11 protein-coding genes and 3 pseudogenes are annotated in these 18,791 nt (G+C 63.0%); 5 read left to right on the top strand and 9 right to left on the bottom strand.

Going from position 1 to position 18,791, the window contains the following annotated elements; translation table 11 throughout:
• Positions 1-1,359, top strand: a 1,359-nt coding sequence (locus tag ACFVJ5_RS27740; RefSeq protein WP_379224440.1) for a WD40 repeat domain-containing protein, incomplete at its 5' end; no start/stop codon positions are given.
• Between the two features lie 1,164 nt (positions 1,360-2,523).
• Positions 2,524-2,700 (top strand): annotated as a pseudogene (locus ACFVJ5_RS27735) (carboxymuconolactone decarboxylase family protein); the annotation flags it as partial.
• A gap of 54 nt (positions 2,701-2,754) precedes the next feature.
• On the opposite strand, the pseudogene ACFVJ5_RS27730 reads toward ACFVJ5_RS27735, so the two are convergent.
• Positions 2,755-3,666 (bottom strand): annotated as a pseudogene (locus ACFVJ5_RS27730) (RNA polymerase sigma factor); the annotation flags it as partial.
• A gap of 388 nt (positions 3,667-4,054) precedes the next feature.
• On the bottom strand, positions 4,055-4,318 hold the full coding sequence (locus ACFVJ5_RS27725; RefSeq protein WP_379224439.1) for a helix-turn-helix domain-containing protein: 264 nt from the start codon (positions 4,316-4,318) through the stop codon (positions 4,055-4,057).
• A 101-nt stretch (positions 4,319-4,419) separates the two neighbouring features.
• On the opposite strand from ACFVJ5_RS27725, the gene ACFVJ5_RS27720 reads away from it, so the two are divergent.
• Positions 4,420-4,596, top strand: a complete 177-nt coding sequence (locus tag ACFVJ5_RS27720) for a hypothetical protein (protein WP_379224437.1) — start codon at positions 4,420-4,422, stop codon at positions 4,594-4,596.
• Here ACFVJ5_RS27720 and ACFVJ5_RS27715 read toward each other — a convergent pair.
• Positions 4,523-4,938 (bottom strand): annotated as a pseudogene (locus ACFVJ5_RS27715) (DUF6328 family protein). The gene ACFVJ5_RS27720 and the pseudogene ACFVJ5_RS27715 sit on opposite strands and share 74 nt — an antisense overlap.
• 820 nt (positions 4,939-5,758) lie before the next feature.
• On the opposite strand from ACFVJ5_RS27715, the gene ACFVJ5_RS27710 reads away from it, so the two are divergent.
• The gene (locus ACFVJ5_RS27710) at positions 5,759-9,061 is read left to right on the top strand and encodes a protein kinase (protein ID WP_379224435.1); all 3,303 of its coding nucleotides are present in this window, start codon (positions 5,759-5,761) and stop codon (positions 9,059-9,061) included.
• A gap of 106 nt (positions 9,062-9,167) precedes the next feature.
• On the opposite strand, the gene ACFVJ5_RS27705 is transcribed toward ACFVJ5_RS27710, so the two are convergent.
• The 3 genes from ACFVJ5_RS27705 to ACFVJ5_RS27695 form a co-directional block, all read right to left on the bottom strand.
• Positions 9,168-9,755 carry a TetR family transcriptional regulator gene (locus tag ACFVJ5_RS27705; RefSeq protein ID WP_379224433.1) on the bottom strand — a complete coding sequence of 196 codons (588 nt, stop codon included), beginning with the start codon at positions 9,753-9,755 and terminating at the stop codon, positions 9,168-9,170.
• Complete coding sequence (locus ACFVJ5_RS27700) at positions 9,752-11,695, bottom strand: MFS transporter (protein WP_379224570.1); 1,944 nt, start codon at positions 11,693-11,695, stop codon at positions 9,752-9,754. The genes ACFVJ5_RS27705 and ACFVJ5_RS27700 overlap by 4 nt, the downstream gene beginning before the upstream one ends.
• 618 nt (positions 11,696-12,313) lie before the next feature.
• Positions 12,314-12,586: a helix-turn-helix domain-containing protein gene (locus tag ACFVJ5_RS27695; protein ID WP_379224568.1), complete on the bottom strand. Its 273-nt coding sequence runs from the start codon at positions 12,584-12,586 to the stop codon at positions 12,314-12,316.
• Between the two features lie 165 nt (positions 12,587-12,751).
• On the opposite strand from ACFVJ5_RS27695, the gene ACFVJ5_RS27690 reads away from it, so the two are divergent.
• Positions 12,752-13,813, top strand: a complete 1,062-nt coding sequence (locus ACFVJ5_RS27690) for a LacI family DNA-binding transcriptional regulator (RefSeq protein ID WP_379224431.1) — start codon at positions 12,752-12,754, stop codon at positions 13,811-13,813.
• 682 nt (positions 13,814-14,495) lie between these two features.
• Here the strand turns inward: ACFVJ5_RS27690 and ACFVJ5_RS27685 are convergent.
• From ACFVJ5_RS27685 to ACFVJ5_RS27675, 3 genes are all read right to left on the bottom strand, one after another.
• A complete protein-coding gene (locus tag ACFVJ5_RS27685) occupies positions 14,496-15,887 on the bottom strand; it encodes an MFS transporter (RefSeq protein ID WP_379224429.1) in 1,392 nt (463 codons plus the stop codon).
• Between the two features lie 543 nt (positions 15,888-16,430).
• Positions 16,431-17,342 (bottom strand): LLM class F420-dependent oxidoreductase, encoded by a 912-nt coding sequence (locus tag ACFVJ5_RS27680; protein WP_379224427.1) that lies wholly within the window; start codon positions 17,340-17,342, stop codon positions 16,431-16,433.
• Positions 17,343-17,586: 244 nt separating this feature from the next.
• The gene (locus ACFVJ5_RS27675; RefSeq protein ID WP_379224425.1) at positions 17,587-18,672 is read right to left on the bottom strand and encodes an ABC transporter substrate-binding protein; all 1,086 of its coding nucleotides are present in this window, start codon (positions 18,670-18,672) and stop codon (positions 17,587-17,589) included.
• Positions 18,673-18,791 lie beyond the last annotated feature (119 nt).

Here is an 18,791-nt window from a genome sequence, read left to right as displayed (position 1 = left end):
GACGGCACCCGGCTCGCCACCACCAGCTATGACCGCACCACCCGCCTGTGGGACCCCACCACCGGTCAGGAAACACTGCACCTGACCGGCCACACCGACGGGGTTACCGCTGTGGCCTGGTCCCCCCACGGCACCCACCTCGCCACCACCAGCCGCGACGGCACCCGCATCTGGGACCCCACCACCGGTAAGGAAATCTTGCACCTGACCGGCCACATCGGCGGGGTTACCGCTGTGGCCTGGTCCCCCGACGGCACCCACCTCGCCACCACCAGCCGCGACGGCACAACCCTCCTGTGGGACCCCACCACCGGCGAGGAAACACTGCACCTGACCGGCCACACCGACGGGGTTACCGCTGTGGCCTGGTCCCCCCACGGCACCCGGCTCGCCACCACCAGCCGCCACACCGCCCACCTGTGGGATCCCACCACCGGTCAGGAAACACTGCACCTGACCGGCCACACCGACGGGGTTACCGCTGTGGCCTGGTCCCCCCACGGCACCCGGCTCGCCACCACCAGCCACGACGGCACCACCCGCATCTGGGACCCCACCACCGGGAAGAAAACACTGCACCTGACTGGCCACTTCGGCGGCGGAGTTACCGCTGTGGCCTGGTCCCCCGACGGCACCCACCTCGCCACCACCAGCCGCGACGGCACCCGCATCTGGGACCCCACCACCGGAAAGGAAACACTGCACCTCACCGGCCACACCGACCGGGTTACAGCTGTGGCCTGGTCCCCCCACGGCACCCACCTCGCCACCACCAGCCATGACCGCACCACCCGCATCTGGGACCCCACCTCCGGTAAGGAAACCTTGCACTTGAACGGCCATACCGGCGGGGTTACCGCTGTGGCCTGGTCCCCCGACGGCACCCGGCTCGCCACCACCAGCCGCGGTACCGCCCGCCTGTGGGACCCCACCTCCGGTAAGGAAACCTTGCACTTGAACGGCCATACCGGCGGGGTTACCGCTGTGGCCTGGTCCCCCCACGGCACCCGGCTCGCCACCACCAGCCACGACGGCACCACCCGCATCTGGGACCCCACCACCGGCGAGAAAACACTACACCTGACCGGCCACACCAGCGGGGTTACCGCTGTGGCCTGGTCCCCCGACGGCACCCGGCTCGCCACCAGCAGCCACGACGGCACCCGCATCTGGGACCCCACCACCGGCGTCCAACTCGTCCGATTCGTTTGCTTCAACGACGGTGAGTGTGCGTCATGGCATCTAGTCGAGAACCGCGTCTGTCACGCGTCCCCCGGCGCATGGCGCTGGCTCCGCGCCGCCCTCTGGGACTCCGCCGGCCGTCTGATCTCTATCGAGCCATACGAGAACTACTACTAGACCTCTCCGATTAGTGGCCGCTCTACGGTGGAGGGTTCGCGATGGCGCCCCTGCCTCTAGATTGTCATCGTCGCAGGCGGGGGTGACCGTCGAGGCGCGCATAGTCTCCCCACAAACCCTGCTGAGATCGCCAGGGGTCGATCATCCAGGTTCGCCAGGGTGTCGCTAGTGCGTCGATGTCCAACGGAAACCATTTCCGACTCGGATGGTGGTGGCGGGTCGAGGGTTCATCGCGCACCACCTGGGCACTGCGCAACGGTGCGATAAATATCGCCGTCGCCCGCCACCGCGACGACCCCCTACACGGAGCGGCGGCGGGGCGGCAGCGGAGGCAGGCCAACCCTCTGCCGCGTCACCGCCCACATCCCGAACCCCGACGGACTCGGCTACGACCCGTTGAGATCGGCCGAACCGGCACCGAGCAGTTGCAACACATTCTGGATCAAGTCACATCCACCGGGCACAACAACGGGCTACTCATCACAGGCCGAAACTGGCACGGCCGCTTCAGAAGTGGCATGGACGTGGGCACTGGCACCACCGCCAACACACTGGCCAACGTGGCTACCGCGACCGATCCCCTCCCGAAAATACCTCAGTAATCCGCGCTTTCGACCTTTGGCTCATTGCAAAGCCGCGCGGATCACGCTACTCGGACGCCGCCCCAGCCTCCAGCCCCGTTGCGGGGCCATCGGATTTTCATGGTCGCGTTTTCGCCAGCACAGAGGTCGGGGTATCGCATCGACACCGCCTCAGCCATCCTCGGTGTAGAAGCAATTGGGACAAAGTCGAGTTCGTCGTGGACCGCACCCAGCCCGGTGAAGGGAACCCTCGTCAGCGGTCAGTGCGGATCTTCCACCGTCGGACGGCTGGCCGAGGTCGACATGGACGTGGCTGCCGGAGATGCTCGGCGGCAACATGATCGGCGTCTACAGCCTGTCCGAACCGCAGGCGGGGCGCGAGGACTGTGGGCCATCGACGCCCAGGAGACCTTGCACATTCTGAACGTCAACATCGTCGGCGCACCATACGGGATCAAGGCCGTAATGCCGCAGATGAGGGCATGGGCTCGATCCTCAACATCTCTTCCGCGGCCGGGCTCGTTTGAAACCGAGGGCTTGCCGCCTGCGTTGTCGATCGAAAATCACCATCTCGTCGGCTAGTACCATTCTACGAGCGCACGAGGAGCTCGCCAGCCATGTGATTGGCGCACTCGCCAATGGTCTCACTCGCGAAGAGATCGTCGAGGCGATCATCCACACGGCCGGGTATTGCGGTGCGCTCACAGCGCTTTCTGCCATGCGGATCGTGCAGCCAATATTCGACACCGTCATCGAGTAGGCGAGTCGATCACCACATGCCGCCCAATCACCCATCACAGGTGACTTACGGTATTCAGTCGAGGTAGCCGAGCAACGGAAACGAGCGCGCCGGGTGGCACAGTTTCGACAAAGTCTTCGCCTCGATCTGCCGGATCCGCTCGCCCGTCACGCCGAAGATACTTCCGATGTCGTCGAGTGTTCGTGACCTGCCATCAACTAGACCGAACCGCAACCTCATGACAGTGGCCTCTCGCTCGGTCAGGGAATCGAGCACCGACGCCATGTGACGCTGCATGAGAGCGAACGACACAGCCTCGACAGCGACCGCACCTTCAGAGTCCTCCACCAGATCACCGAGGCTCGTGTCCGCATCATCACCGATCATCTGGTCCAACGAGACCGGTTCGAGCGCCAATTGTTGTAGCTCCTGCACCTTCGCCGGACCGATACCCATCTCCGCGGCGAGTTCCTCGGTCGTCGGTGCGCGGCGAAGTTCTAGCACAAGGGCGCGCTGCACACTGCCGAGACGGTTGATCACTTCCACCCCATGCACTGGGATGCGAATGGTGCGTCCCTGGTCGGCCATCGCGCGGCTGATAGCCTGGCGTATCCACCATGTCGCGTATGTCGAGAGCTTGAAGCCCTTCTTGTAATCGAACTTCTCGATAGCACGAACGAGGCCGAGGTTTCCTTCCTGGACCAAGTCCAGGAAGTCCAGGCCACGCCCGTTGTACTTCTTGGCAATCGAAACCACAAGTCGCAAATTCGCCTGTAGCAGATGATCTTTGGCCCTGATGCCGTCTCGCACGAGCCACACCAAATCTCGCCGCATGGCAGCACTGAGAGACTTCATACCTTCTGAGACTTCCTGCAACTTCGCAGCGGCGACCAAACCTGCCTCGACGCGGATTGCCAGATCCACTTCCTGCTCCGCAGCCAGCAAGGCCACACGCCCGATCTGCTGAAGGTATGCCCGTGTCGAGTCCACCTCAACACTGCTTTCACCTCGAACACCACTGCGTACTCTTGCTATTGGCTTTGTTGCCATTTCGACCTCTTAAGATCTACGAGCGGCATCGCGACGTGAGAGCACGATCGCAGAGAGGCCGTGGAAGGTCCTCAGCCATTACGAAGACGGTGGCGGATATGCCTGCTAATCCGTTAAGCCACAGCCCGCAGCGGCCTTTCGATATTTAACTCACCGATCACCAATCAATCGAATTCCGGCACTCGTGGTGCTCCTCAGCTCGACGATCAACCCATCCACGGTCGTGGCTTGGATCATCTGTCGAGTCTCTCGGTCAACAGGTGCACAAACAACCAACCGACAGCACAGTATTCGGGGATCAAAAATGGGCGCAGCGCCCAATCCATCACAGCCAGGCAACCGACTTCGGCGATAGGCGGCCGCATATCCACACCTTCGTCACTGGCGAGCTTCGGCCGCCGTGCTCGCCGCTACGTCTTCTCACCGACCGTAGCGGCGAGATAGGCGGTGCGGCCACCGTTGCGGGCGATCTCCCGTGCGATCCTCGGATGCGTGTCGCGATCGTCCGTGTCGAACAGCCCATCGCTGGTCCGCGGGAGATCTCTTCGCGTTCGGCCATCGTCAGGTGCTGGATCCGCCCAGCATGCACGACGCACTCGCCATAGTTGAATACGAGATCTCACCAGTCGGCTACCACAAGCGGGCAGGTCGACCGACCGGGCCCGCGACGCGGGGCGGGCCATCGCGACGATGTGCACCGCGCTCTCCCAATGGTTCCGGCTCGACGGCCCGTCCTCCCCCGAACAGATCGCCACCGCGTACGCGGATTTCGCCCTCGGCCTGCTCGGCCTGGCTAACGCCGATAAAGGAACGGCTGGATCACCCAGAGACCGACAAACAGCACAGCCGCGACAATTCCCGCGATGACGCCCGCGGCGGTGCCGATGACCATATCGAAAATCAGCACCGCCATGCCGGTCAGCGCGACGCCGAGCAGCGCGATTCCCACGAGTGCCAGGCGGTGGGCGCCGATCACGAGCACGTCGAGACGATCGCGGCGGAAACCACCACGAGATGGACAACGCGCGACGGGGTGCTCAGGGTGTCGAACCTCGATTGGAACGGCAACGTCAGCAGGAAGCCGGTCAGCACCTGGACGCCGGTCTGCAGGACGCGCAATTCCTGCAGGAGCGGGGACCAGTTCCGATCGAGGCGCTGGGTGGTGTTCTCACCGCGCACTCGCACGTTCCACGCGGCGTGTCCATTCATCGCCGCTCCTCGCCACCGGAATAACTTCCGACCGATTCCGAGCAGACAGACCAGCGACGCACGGAAATACCCCCTTGCGCCGCTGATGGTCGAACGTCAGTTCACCGCGTACGGATGACGTGTCGGAGCGAGCCTGGAACGACAGGATCCGCCACCACCTTCAACTATGAGTCCTCCTTCGAGGACCCGCCGTTGAATCGGTGCCCTACCTCGCTCCACGTCAATGGAAGCGCTGTCGGGCGACCTCAGTACGAACACCCTCGACGGGCTTTTCCTGCCAATTCCACTTACGCCACCGCGTCAGCGCCCGGACACCGACGGTCCGGAGGCCTTCTGGCCGCTGCGACGCCCGGACGCGGGTGGGATGCGGTGGTGCATGACCTGCTCCCACCACGATTGCAGCGGGCTGGGGTCTGGCCATGACACGAACGCGGTATGGATAGGCGGTGCCGGTGAACGGCCTATCCGATATGACATGACGATCCTCGCCCGAGCAGTTTGGGTAAGTGCGAGTACCAACTCCGTGTGATCCCAATGTCGGCAAGCACGCGCTGTGGCAGCCCACCCCTAGCTGGAACTCCTCGGGACCTACGTCTGCACCGACGCCAATGCTCGGGCGCGACGCCGGTGAGACCGTCAAGCGAACAGGCCCTACGTCATCTGAGGTGGGATGACACGGCGAAAAGAGATCACATGCCGGTGGATCGACTGTCGGCCGAAACGGGCCGGAGGATTGTCGAACGCCCTCCTTCCGGAGTTATCCTCGGTAGAGGCGATCGCAACAGCGCACCGCCAGCGGGCGTCACCGAATCGAGCCGACATGGCTAACAACTCGCGGACACAGCGCAGCTCGCCCTCGGGGATCGGGGCCGAGCTGACCGCCGAGGGCTTCGAGGACGCCGAGGAGATCGGGCGCGGCGGATTCGGCGTGGTGTACCGCTGCGTGCAACCCGACCTGGACCGAGTCGTCGCCGTGAAGGTGCTGACATCCGAGCTTGATCCCGACGGGCTGCAACGGTTCGTGCGCGAGCAGCAGGCGATGGGCAGGCTGTCCGGTCACCCGAACATCGTTGCTGTCTTCCAAGCCGGCACCACGCACGGCGGACACCTCTACCTGGTGATGCCCTATCACGCGCGCGGATCGCTTGAGCAGCACATCCACACCATCGGACCACTCAACTGGACCGCGACACTGCGGCTAGGTGTCAAGATGGCGGGGGCGCTCGAGACCGCGCATCGTTCCGGAATTCTACACCGCGACGTAAAACCATCGAACATCCTACTCAGCGACTACAACGAACCAGAACTCACCGATTTCGGGATAGCAAGGACCCCAGGCGGGTTCCGCACGACCACCGGCATCGTTACCGGCTCCCCCGCTTTCGCCGCGCCGGAGGTACTGCGCGGTGGTTTGGCGACTCCCGCTGCCGACGTATACGGCCTCGGCGCCACCCTCTTTTGCGCGCTCACCGGTCATGTCGCCTACGAGCGCCGAATCGGCGAGAAGGTGCTGTCGCAGTTTCTGCGCGTTTCCGCGCAGCAAGGCCCCGACATCACCGACCAGGACATACCCGACGAGGTCCGCGCCGTCATCGAGCACGCAATGGCCACCGACCCCGCCGATCGGCCGGACAGTGCCGCCGCCTTCGCCGCGGAACTGGTTGCGGCCCAGCGCAGTACCGGCACACCGGTAGACATTCTCCGCGTTCCGAGCGCGCAACTGCGTGCCATGGCGCCCCTCGCGCCGTCGCCACGGCTGCACGGACGAACCACTGCACCAGCTTCGCCGACCACGAAGTACCGTCCTCCGACGCCTGCCCGCGCCACCTTCGCCAGGGAACGCTTGCTCGAGCACCTGCGCACCAGCGGCCACACGCGACTCACCGCCATCCATGCACCCAGCGGTTTCGGCAAGACCACGCTAGCTGCGCAGTGGCACGACGAACTGGTCGCACACGGTGCCGCGGTCGCGTGGCTAACTGTCGACGAGGATGACGACAACGTCGTCTGGTTCCTCACCCACCTCGTCGAATCGATCCGGTCCGCAGTCCCCACGCTCGCCAGCGATCTCGACCAGCTCTTGGAGGCCGATCCCGACGAACCAACCCGCGTCGTGCTGACCGCGCTCATCGACGGATTGCACACCGGCGATCAGCGTGTGACATTGGTGCTCGACGACTGGCAGCGGGTCACCGAGCCCGCGTCGGTGGCGGCGGTCCGGTTCCTGCTCGAGCACGGCTGCCACCATCTGCCCCTGGTCCTCACCAGCACCGTCCGACTCGAGTTGCCGCTGAGCAGGCTGCGCATTCATGGCGAGCTCACCGAAATTTATGCCGCCACTTTACGTTTCGATCAGGAGGAGGTGCGAACGTTCCTCGCCGAGGCAGGTGGTGTGCACCTGACGGCCGCCGAGATCGCCGCTCTCGCTCGCGCGACCGACGGCTGGGTCGCGGCGCTGCAGTTGGCTGTGCTGTCCCTGCGCGCGGGCGAGGATCCGGCGCACTTGCTCGAGAGCCTCGCTGTCCGCCCTGACATCGGGGATTTCCTCGCCGAGAACGTGCTCGACGGGCTGGATCCGGACACGCTCGACTTCCTCATGACGACCTCGATCTGCGAGCGGATCTGCGGCGGCTTGGCAACCGCGCTGACCGGGCGCATCGACGCCGCCGAGATTCTCGCCGACATCGCCGACCGTGGTCTGTTCCTGCTACCCGTGGGCCCGGACCGGGACTGGTATCGCTACCACCAATTGTTCGCGGGATACCTGCGCCGCAGGTTAGCTCAGGACCGGCCGGAGGAGATGGCATCACTCCGTCTACGGGCGGCGGATTGGTTCGCGCGTCACCATCTGCTCAACGACGCGGTCGAGCAGGCACTGGCCGCCGACGATCCCGAACATGCGGCCGATCTCGTTGAAAAAGGCGCAGCCTACCTGCAGGAACGGTCGAGAATGATGCTGCTGCAGGGCATCTTGGCCAAACTTCCCCCAGGCGTGTCCCGGGCCAGACCCCGCATCCAGCTGTTCAGCGTCTGGGCCAACCTGGCCTTGCGCAGAACCGCAGCCTCCCTCGCCCGCTTCGAGACCGCCCTGGCCTCGGCCGAACTCTCCGAGTCCGAACGCAACAGTCTGCGTGCCGAAGCCAATGTCGCGATCGCTGTCCGGGAAATGTTCGCCGACCGGGTATCGGAGCTGGAAGGCCTGATCGACGAAGCGTTGGCCAGGCCAGATGCTTTCCCTCCGCGAGTCCCAGGCGTGGCAGCCAACGTCGCCATCTATGCGGCGATCCAGCGCTTTGACTTCGACGAGGCGCGACGTCGGCAGCTCTGGGCGACACCGTATCACCAGGCGACGGGCCCGTTCCTGTCAATGTACGGTCACTGTTTCGCCGGGCTGGCGGCCAGGGAACAGCTCGACATCGCGGGCGCGGAGGACCTGCTAACCGACGCGTTCAACACCGCCAGCGCCACGATGGGCCCCGCCTCGCACGCGACCCGCGTCGCATGCGCCGTCCTCGGCGACCTACGTTACGAGACAGGCGATCTCGCTGCTGCCGCCGACCTCCTTGCGCAGAGCAGAGAGTTGTCCACCGAAGGCGGCGGCGGTGTCGACTTCATGCTGGCGACCTACGCGACCGGCGCCCGGGTCCGCACCTTACTCGGTGATCGCGAGGGTGCACGGGAACTTCTCGAAGAGGGCATGGAGCAAGCCGAACGCCTCGACCTGCCTCGCCTGGCCTCTCGGATCCACAACGAAGAAGTGCGGCTCGGCTTCGCCCTGGATCCCGGTGTGACCGCGATGCTTCTGTGTCCACGCCAGATCCGGCGCGACGACGGCATCGCCACCACCATCGATGAACTCGACGAGGACTCCGCGATCCGGCTGCTGCTGGCCGAGCCCGGCGCCGATCAGCACCGACTCGCCGTCGACCGGGCGATCACCCTCCTCACGGGTATCGACGCGGACCGCAGGCCGATGGCCGCGCTGCGCGCAGGATTCCTACTCGGAAGCGCACTGCATCGGGCAGGCAACGCGGCCGAAGCGGAACTCACACGCGCACCGTTGGTGCAACGCTGCGCGAGCCTCGGCCTGGTACGCCTGCCCACGGACGCGTCCGCATCCTGAACATTTTACGCGTGGGGCTTGCGAAAATCCGGCCCCACCCGTGGCTGCACACATTCGGTCGGCGCCAACAGAGGGGTGTGAGTCTGCGGCGATGGTGTTCACGTAATCACGGGCCGTCGACCTGGCCATTCTGAATGGCCGCCTGGTCTGACGTGCTATCACGATGGTCTCCGTCCAGTAGCGTCTGGACGATATCGCCGAAACGTAGCAACACCTGATCGAGATGAGCGGCAGAACTGGGCGCGCGGAAGATGCGCAGGGTGACGGCGAGGCCCATCAGCGCACTTACCGCCAACTCCGACCTCAATTCGGCGTCGTCACCGCCGCCGAGCCGTATGGCCAACGCATCGAAGTAGCCGCTGGCGAACTTCTCTTCGATCGGGTCGGGGTCGGGGGCGGTGAGCCGCAGCATGATCGCGCGTCCCATGGGTTCCACCGCGTTCGCTTGCATGCGTTCGATGATGTTCTGGACTAGTGCTCGGCCGAGTTCTTCGTCAGGTATTCCGGCAAGCTCGAGTGGCTGTACCTCGGCCACCTCGTGAAAGAGTTGCGCCTTGCTTCCCACTGCTTTCATCACCATCGCGGGCGACAGCTCCGCGGCCAGCGCGATATCTCGGATCGTCACATGGCGATATCCTCGCTCCGCGAACAGTTTCGTCGCCGCTGCCAGCGCGGCGGCCCGAGCTCGAGTCACGGCGCGGATACTGCGTCGATGTTCCGTGCAGTCGACCCCTGCACGGGGGACTCGAGAAGCTCGATGTCGATGGTACGGCCTGAACCCCAGATCGTGACCGCGTGCGCGGTCGCCAGAGAGCTTGTGAACGCGGTGATGATGTATCTCCCGTTTTGAGGAAGTGGCATTCGGTAATCTCCGATCGTACCGGTTTCGGTCGTGCCTACGACCTCGCCGGTCTGCCGGGTGAGTACTACATTGGCACCGCATACCGGCCCGCTCGCATCGACCACTGTGCCCGCCATCATCAATCGCTCTTTCAGTACTATCGCATCAATTCTGCCACCGGCCTCTATATCTATCAGGCGGGAGTCCGGCGTCCACCCGTCGGCTGCGGTGACCAGGAGGTAGCGGCCCGGGCCGGGAACGGCGACTGAGAACTGGCCCGCCGAGTCCACCTGACCCCAATCGATATGGTCTGCAGCGGGGGTGAATACGGTTACCACCGCGTGACGGATCGGGCGATCCGATTTGCTCATAACCTGCCCACCGACCACCGATTCATGCGATTGCTCGGAGTTGTCGAGTTCCTCGGTGAGCTCATCTCGCGGCTCTCGAAGTTTGGTCATCGCCAAGGCGATGATCGCTGTTGCGCAGCAGGCGCCTGCGGATATCCAGAACAGGACAGTGAAGGCCCCGAAGGCGGGAAACACCTCGTCAGCGACTCGGATCGTTGTCATGGTGGTCACTGCGGCCATGACTGCGCTGGACAAGGCCGTGCCGATGTAGCGCAGCAGGGTGTTCAGTCCGTTTGCGGACGCGGATTCCGTCAGCGGAACGGCCCGTATGATCAGTGTGGGGAGGGCGGCGTAGGTCATCGATGTTCCAGCACCGACAAGCACAGAGCCGACGACGATCTGCCAGAGATTGTCGCTGAGATACACGCGAGCTACGTAGGAACCAGCCATCACGAGTGTGCCGACCATGAGAGTCGCCACTGGACCGAATCGTCGAATGACCCTTGCGGACACCGGCGCCATCACGCCGAAAACCAAAGCGATCGGCGTCATCCACAGCCCGGTATTCAATACATCGTATCCGAGGCCGTAACCCGAACTCACTGGCAGTTGGAGCAATTGGGTGGTGACGAGCATATTCGCGAACATGGCGAAGCCGAGAAGCAGTGAGGCCACGTTCGCCAACAAGATCGTAGGTCGAGCAGCGATCCGGACGTTGACGAGCGGATTTCGGACTCGAAGTTCGAGAGGCACCCATGCGATCAACAGCGCTACCCCCGCTCCCGCACAAGCGAGAGTGGTGCCGGAGGTCCAGCCCCAATGTGCCCCTTTGGACAGCGCCAGCATCGCTGCCGTCAGGGCGACCGATCCTATGATCGCGCCCCGGTAGTCGAACGAACCGCCGGTCTTGACCGGAGACTCGCGGATCACCCGCCAGACGGCGGCAAGGACGACAGCGCCCACTACTCCGGTGACCCAAAATATGGCATGCCAGTCCAGATGCGCTGCTATCAGGCCCGACAACGGGAGCCCCGCACCGGAACCGATCGCCAAACTGGCACTCATCAGCGCTACCCCGAGCGGGATGCGGTCGCGAGGCAGCTCGTCGCGAAGAATCGCTATACCTACAGGGATTAGCGAAAGCCCAACGCCCTGCATAGCGCGAGCGATGACTATCGGGACAAGGTCGGTGCTGGCAGCGCCGAGAACCGAGCCGAGCACCATGACGGCGAGTGCAACCATCATCATCCGCTTCTTCCCGAACATGTCGGCGAGCCTGGTGACGGTGGGAATCGAAACCGCGCCGAAGAGCAAGGTTGCGGTCACAAGCCACGACGCGTTGTCGGCAGTCGTATTCAGCAGACTGGGAAGTTCTGGCAAGAGAGGGAGGACGAGCGTTTGCTGAAGGGAAACAACCGTGCCAGTGAGCGCTAGTGTCGCCATCACGGTCCTACTCCGTGAGCCTTCGAACTTTGTGCTGCGATCTTGCACACTCACGCGCGACCCTCTCGTTCGAGGTGAACAGACGTTCACCTCATGAGTGAACCAGTGTTCACCACATTGAGTCGAGCGTCGAAGGAGGATTGTGACGAATATAATCTCGGCTTCGCTGCAGACCCTGAACCTACGTATGGGAAGCCGAGGCTTCGGCTGGCAAATTCGCTCAACTCGGCCTGCGCATGTAGCCAGCTTGGCACCATCGGACAGGAACTGGCATGGCAGTTAGTTCCTGCATTCATTCGCTCCGCGCCGCCGTCGGCTCTGTGGCGCAGCGAAGAACCCGCCGACTCCAGTGGCGACAGCTGCATCTATGGGCGGGCGTGGCCAACGGGCTTGCTGTCCGTCCGCCAACGCCGAAGTCGCCTTCATACGTCTGTGAACGCTCCTATGCTCGGCCTCGCCCGGGCGGTCGATGACCGGAAGCGCACTGACGATCGGTGGTCGCCGCTACGCTTACACACAGCGCTGGTTGCGTTTTCGAATCGGTCGGCCGGTCCGGAGCTTGCGCTGCTCGGCACATTCTGGGGCCACCGCGTCCCGATACCCGTCCCGCCCGCCGTTTCAGTCGATCTCTCGGCTCACGGTCGGTGGCGAGCGTCCGAAATCAGTGGCGATCGTTCGAAACGACATACCGGCGCCGACTCCACGTGAGATCGTCTCTCGCTCTCCGATATTCAGGTGGCCCGCCCGCCCTCTGGCCGCTAGGGGCACGATCCCGCGGTGATGCTTGAGCACTGTGGATACCGATCCTGGCGACTCAGCCAAGACGCGCGAGAACCTGCTGTTCGGCTCACCTAGTCCTCCATCGTCGTCACACGTCGGCCTGCACCGCATCTGACAGCCCGGCCGACGAAACCTCGCCAAAACCCGACGCCATCAGCACCCGTTGCGTTGACCCGTTGAACCAAGCACTCCAGCTCGTGCAGATCACGAATCTCGGCCAGCATCCGCACCGCACGCTAACGGGGACAGGCCAACGCGTCCTAGTAGGATTCAGGCATGGTCGAAGTAAACGGTAAATCGGTCCGCACGAGCCGAGATATCGCGAAGCTCTCTGGCGTGTCACAGAGCACCGTGTCCCGAGTGCTCAGTGGTCACCCCAACGTCTCAGCCAAGACCCGTGAGGCGGTCACGCGGGTGCTCGATGAGACGGGGTTTGTGCCGAATGCAACAGCTCAGGCCATGCGGACTCATCGCACGAGGACGATTGGCGTCGTTGTGGGAACCCCCGTCAACCAGTACGGGTTGGAGGTGATGGGACACGTACATGAGCACATCGCCCCTCACCGCCTGCAATTGAGTGTGTGGTTGGCAGAAGAGGATGGCTATGCACCCGATGCCTTGCAAGCGCTGCGCGAGCGGTTGGTCGACGGGTTGATCTATACGACAGCGGTAGACCGGATGCCCAAGCTCGAAGCTGCGATCGACGCCGGTGCGCCGATCGTGCTCATGGGGCGCACTATCCGCGGTGTGGGAACGGACACGGTGGCAGGAGCGAACGTCCAAGGTGGTGCACGCGTAGCGGAATATTTAATGCTGAACGGCCGAAAGAAGGTCGCGCTGGTCGGGGGACGAGCCTTCAGTCCGGGACGCGAAATCGAGGATGGGTTCCGGCGACAGTTAAAGGTCCACGCCGTGCCGCTGGACGATAATCGTGTTGTCTACGGCGACCTCTTCTATGATTCCGGTGAGAAAGCGCTCGAAAAATTGTGGGAAGAAGATGACAAGCCTGATGCGATCTTCTGCGTCAACGATCTTATCGCCTACGGGGTACTCGATGCTGCTCGCGTGAGAGGGATTCGGGTCCCGGAGGATCTCTGGGTGATCGGATACAACGACATTCAGATGTCGACGTGGGCTCCATACGACCTGACCACTGTGCGACAACCGATCGGGCAAATGGCGGATCTGTGCGTCCGACTGCTCATGAAGCGGATTGACGGCCGGCCGACCGCGCCTCCGCAGCGACGGCGACTGGAGGGAAAGCTCATCATTCGGGGATCCACGGGGCACGCGCCCGCAGTACCGGAAGTAGGCGAGAACGGCCAACTGGTGCGCTGAGTCGTTAATTGACTTACAGAACTTATGCGGGTGTATTCGTTGACCTGTATGGCGCGCCCCAGGTCGACAGGTTGCTCAGACCCTGTTTCCGGATGCGTTGTGAGACATCATAGAACCACTGCTACCCAAGTTCACTTCCGCAGGGCGGTGGGACAGCCCAGCGGACGAGCGGTCGTTGGAGACTGCTGCGGCTTTGCGACTCCTAGCCTAGAGACCGCTTGGTCTCTCTTCTGTGAGTGCGGTGCGCGTTGTAGCATGCACAGCCGCTGCACCCGGTTCTCTTCGGCTGGTAGCCGAGCGTCGAGGGCCGCGTTGATCAGATGTGCCAGTTTGCGAAACATAGGGTCTTTCCGTCATTTCTCCCACTGGTGAGCCTTCGCCGTGATGACCCGCCAGTGGGAGAAGACACGGGATGGCACAGCCTCCTGGTGCGCAAGACCACCCACCGACTCGGCGGTGACCCAAAAACCTTGGGCGCCTGCGTGCAACGCGCTCGTAGGTTCGGCGATCTCCTGCCTGGATGCATCGACCGACGCCTGGACTACCACCGACGGATCCACACCGTCGTCCGAACTACTCGACCAGGCCGTGGGTGTGCTGGTACAGCAGTACTCCTCGCGCACACGGAGACCCTTGTGTCCGAATCTCGACACCGGCTCACCTGCACGATCGCCTCGAACACCTACGCGGGATCGCGCTCCGGTTCCGCTACCCCAGCCACCATCTCTTCCGAGGGAGCCGGATTGCGACGGCGACTCGTTGTGAGGGCACCCACGGCAGCCATCCCGGCCGCGGCGACCACCGCCGGAATCACGGCCAGCAGAAAGATCGTTTTCGCGGGCAACTGAGCCGCTAGCAGCGCCCCACCGATCGACGGACCGACCACCGATCCAATCCGCCCGACCGCGGTGAGAAGGCCCAGGCCGGTCGCCCGCAGCCAAGCCGGATAGATTTCGGTCGTCACCGCAAAGACACCCATCTGGGTGCCGGTCGAAAATGCGCCCACGACGAACAACGAGATCATCATCACGACCAACGAGCCCAGCGACAGGGCTGTCACCACAATCGCAACAGCGGCGACGAGGAAAGCCAGGCTCAGGATCCGATACGGATACCTACTGCGATCGATCCGAGTACCCAAAATTATACCGCCGATCATCGCGCCCAGATTGCAAATCGACGAGGCGAAGACGGCCTGCTCGGTCGAAAAGCCAGCATCAGTGAGGACCGACGGTATCCACGACAGCAGGAAATACATCAAGAGAACCGCACCGAAATAGACCACGCAGAAAAGCAGCGTAACCGAAGCGAATTCCCGGGCGAAAAGCAATCCGATCGAGGGTTTGTCGCCCTTGCGGGGGATTTCCACGGTCAGTGGCCCGGCGGAGGAGTCAACGGCTCGCGCGTCCACCGAGCGTAGGATGGACCGGGCCTCCTCGTGCTTGCCGGCGAGCGTCAAGAACTGAACAGTTTCCGGAAGCCAGCGCAGCAAGGCCGGAATCAACAGCAGCGGAAGCGTTCCTCCGATCACGAAAACCGTCCGCCATCCCAGCGACGGCACCACAGCACTTGCCACCAGACCGCACACGAATGCACCTGCCGTCGCACTCGCCGCGATCATCGTGACGACGGTGGCGCGAATCCGGCTCGGGGCGAACTCCGCCCCGTAGGCAAAACCATTCGAGATAACCGCTCCGAGCCCGATCCCTGCAAGGAAGCGCAGGGCAACGAGCTGCTCGATGTTCTGTACGGCACCAACACACAGAGTCAGTACTGCGAAAATCGCGACGCCGACGATCAGCACCGGACGCCGGCCATAGCGGTCGGCTCGCGGTGCCAGAAAAATTCCACCGGCGATCGTCCCGATCAAAGAGGCAACTATCGCGGGTGTCAAACTCGCCGTGGTCGTACCCCATTCCGCGGCAATCGAAGGCGCGGTGATCGCCATGACGAGAGCATCGACACCATCGCAGAAAAATGCCGCCATGGTCATCGCAATCGCCTTGCGCTGAACCGCGGACAGCGGCGCGTTGTCGATGATGCGCTGGACATCCAGCAAAGGGGGGGTAGGCATAGGCACGTGTCGGTCCTCCACAGATGATCAAATAGACTTCGGCGCATCCACCGAAAAGGGATTGGGACAAGCCGCACTCAGAAACCGGCGACTCACTTGGTATTCGTCGAGCGTCGCCGCAGGCTCTGGTCCCGTTGAATCCGTATGCATTACTTCCGGAAGGCTTCGTCAAGTCAGGGCCGATCAATACTCACGAGAGATAACCCGGGCCAATCCTCTGTCACGACGAGTGGATTCCCCTTCGACCGAGATCGGTTTGCGAGCGATGTGGGAGTAGAGCTCCTAGCTCCTACTCCCGGTATTCAATGGCTGCGGCGCAGGTGGTCAGGAGCCTCTGGAAGTTCACCCAGTCCTGCGTAGAGATATTCGGAGCCGGTTTCCGCCGTCAGTTACCGCCTCGCCGTCTCCTTTGTTGCAGCAATTCCGCCCCGCGTACGTATCAGGGTCGGACAAGAATTAGCCGTCAGGACAGTCACAGTGTCGGCGATCTCGAGAACTCGGGGCAATCCCGTCCCACCGGAGACCACATTTCGTTTACCGGCTTCAAGCGTTCCCGACCTCCTGCGCAATCCTCCCCAAGTCGCTCACGAACTGGCGCGTCGCACTGTCGTTCAGCATCGCAGGCAACGAGTAGACAACTCGGTCCAGTTCGAGGTCGACGTACCGCTCGACGGAGTCGAGCCGGCCCAAGTTAAGGGTGACCTCCATGTGCTTGCCAATGGCCGCCGCACGCTCGCGCAGTTCCGCGATCCGGTCGCCCAGGCTGTCGAAACTGTCGTCGGTGTGACCGGGGAACCAGGCGTCGGCGTGAGTCAAAGTTCTGTCGAGCACGGTGGCACCCATGCCACCCATCAGGATGGGCGGGTGCGGCTGCTGCACAGGTTTCGGCCACTGGAAGATCGGATCGAAGTCGACCTGTTTTCCGTGGTACTCCGCTCGTTCCTGGCACCAGATCTGCTTCATCGCGTCGATGCGTTCCAGCATGAGGCCGGTTCGGGTCTTAAGGTTCACCCCGTGGTTCTCGAGCTCTGCGGCGTTCCACGCCGCTCCCGCACCAACCCCGAATAGGAAGCGTCCACCAGTCAAACGGTCGATAGTAGCGATTTCCTTGGCCAGGATGATCGGATCGCGCTGGACGACAAGACAGATGCCTGTGCCCAACTGGAGTGTCGAGGTGACCGAACCCATCATCGCGAGCGAGACCAGCTGGTCGTAGTTGCGGTAGTACTCGCGAGGCAGGCCATTGGGCGACGGTGACTTGGCGAAGCGTCGCGCTCGCTCGTCCTCAACGCCACCATAAGCGGGCATGTTCTCGCCAATCACGCGCGAAGCCGCTGGAACGTGGGAATGGTCCGGTAGCCAAATCGACTCGATGCCGTTGTCCTCGACCATCCGGGCAAATTCCAGGGGCGGAAAGGTTTCATCAGTGTTGTAAAACTTGATGCCGGTCTTCACGCGCACTTCCCTTCACAATGACTTCTCCGCTGAGCTTTATCGGCTGATGCTCATACGGCTTCGAGTAGTCGGGGCCCGTCTGTGTTGCGAGCGAACTCCCTAGCAGCGCCGTGGAGCTGCACTTCATCGGGCGATCGAATCCTGGACAAGAGTCGCTTCAGTCCACGTGGCCAGCACCGCTGGTGCTCTGGCCACTGTGTTGTTGTCTTTCCATAGGCTTGGAGGCGTACAGTTCCAGCCTCGACTACTTGATCTTCTCGGCGAAGCTGTTGTCGATGGCATCAGAGGCGGGGACCTCGATGGATGCATCTGTGTTCGCTTCGGCCACCTCGACTATGGCGTCCCAAGAGGCGTCAGAGGTGCTGAAACTCTCCTGGAACAGGCTCTGCACCTGCGAGATGGTGTCGTTGTAGACCTTGTCGTCCATCTGTGATCCCACAAGCTTCTTCAGCGATGCGGCTTCCTCCGGTGACAGCCCCTTGAGGATGGACTGCTGTGCATCATGTAGGGCGCCGAGGAAGGACGGGATCATTTCAGAGTTCTTCTTGATGGTCGCATCGGAGGTTACTACGTTCTGATACGGCACTAGCTGGAGCGCCTCGCTGCCCTTCATCTTTGTCAGGTCCCAGACCACGCCAGCACCCTGCGCTACCGCTCCAGTCGCTGACCCTCCAAGCGCGCTGGCGAGCCCGTCCACCCTGCCGTGGGACAGCGCCGCCACCTGGGACGCGACGTCCGGCATGGCCTGGAGGGTGATGTTATCCCGTTCAGGGTCGATCCCGTACTGCGCCAGCAAGTACCGGTACGTGGCGGTGATCGAGGACCCGACCGGGCTCGTGCCCAAGGTCATTCCTTTGAGTGCTGCAAGAAGATCGGAGACAGACGAAGCTTCCGAAAGCCCTCGGTTCCGCAACGCCTTGTCGGTTTCAGGCGTGAACGCAATCTGAAGTGGAAAGGGAGCTTGGTGGGTGGCGACGATCGTCAACTTTCGTCCCGCGGCGCGAGCACTCGCCACGAGGGTTCCCGTGGCCATCGCCAGATCGGCACTATCGTTCATGACTGCCTGCGCCAGGTCTGACGCGTAGAGCGGTGGGGTCAAGGTGACGTCAAGCCCGTTCTTCTTGAAGAAGCCGCCCTCGATCGCCCACGCCAAGTCCGCGGATGTTGGAATCATGCCGGCGCTGGCCACGCGAACCTTGGTCAGACCGTCCGCGTTTACGGACTTGTCCTCACCACTGGATCCGCACGAGCTCAGCATAAGTGCCAGCAGGGTCGCCATCGATAAGCCGAGCACCCTCACCACACGGGACCGCATAGTACGTTTAATCACGTTCTTCTCCTTGAGAATTGCCCCTGGGCGGACCTCAGGGGACCGGCGCAGACCTACTTGCGGCACGCCGTGGATTGAGAGGGCTTACTCTCAGCAATAATTCGATTTCCTCCGCAGTC

Origin of the sequence: Nocardia sp. NPDC127606 (genome assembly GCF_042671725.1) — a bacterium.
Lineage (GTDB): Bacteria > Actinomycetota > Actinomycetes > Mycobacteriales > Mycobacteriaceae > Nocardia.
The sequence above is the reverse complement of the archived record's forward strand: the minus strand, read 5'-3'. Positions and strand labels throughout refer to the sequence as shown.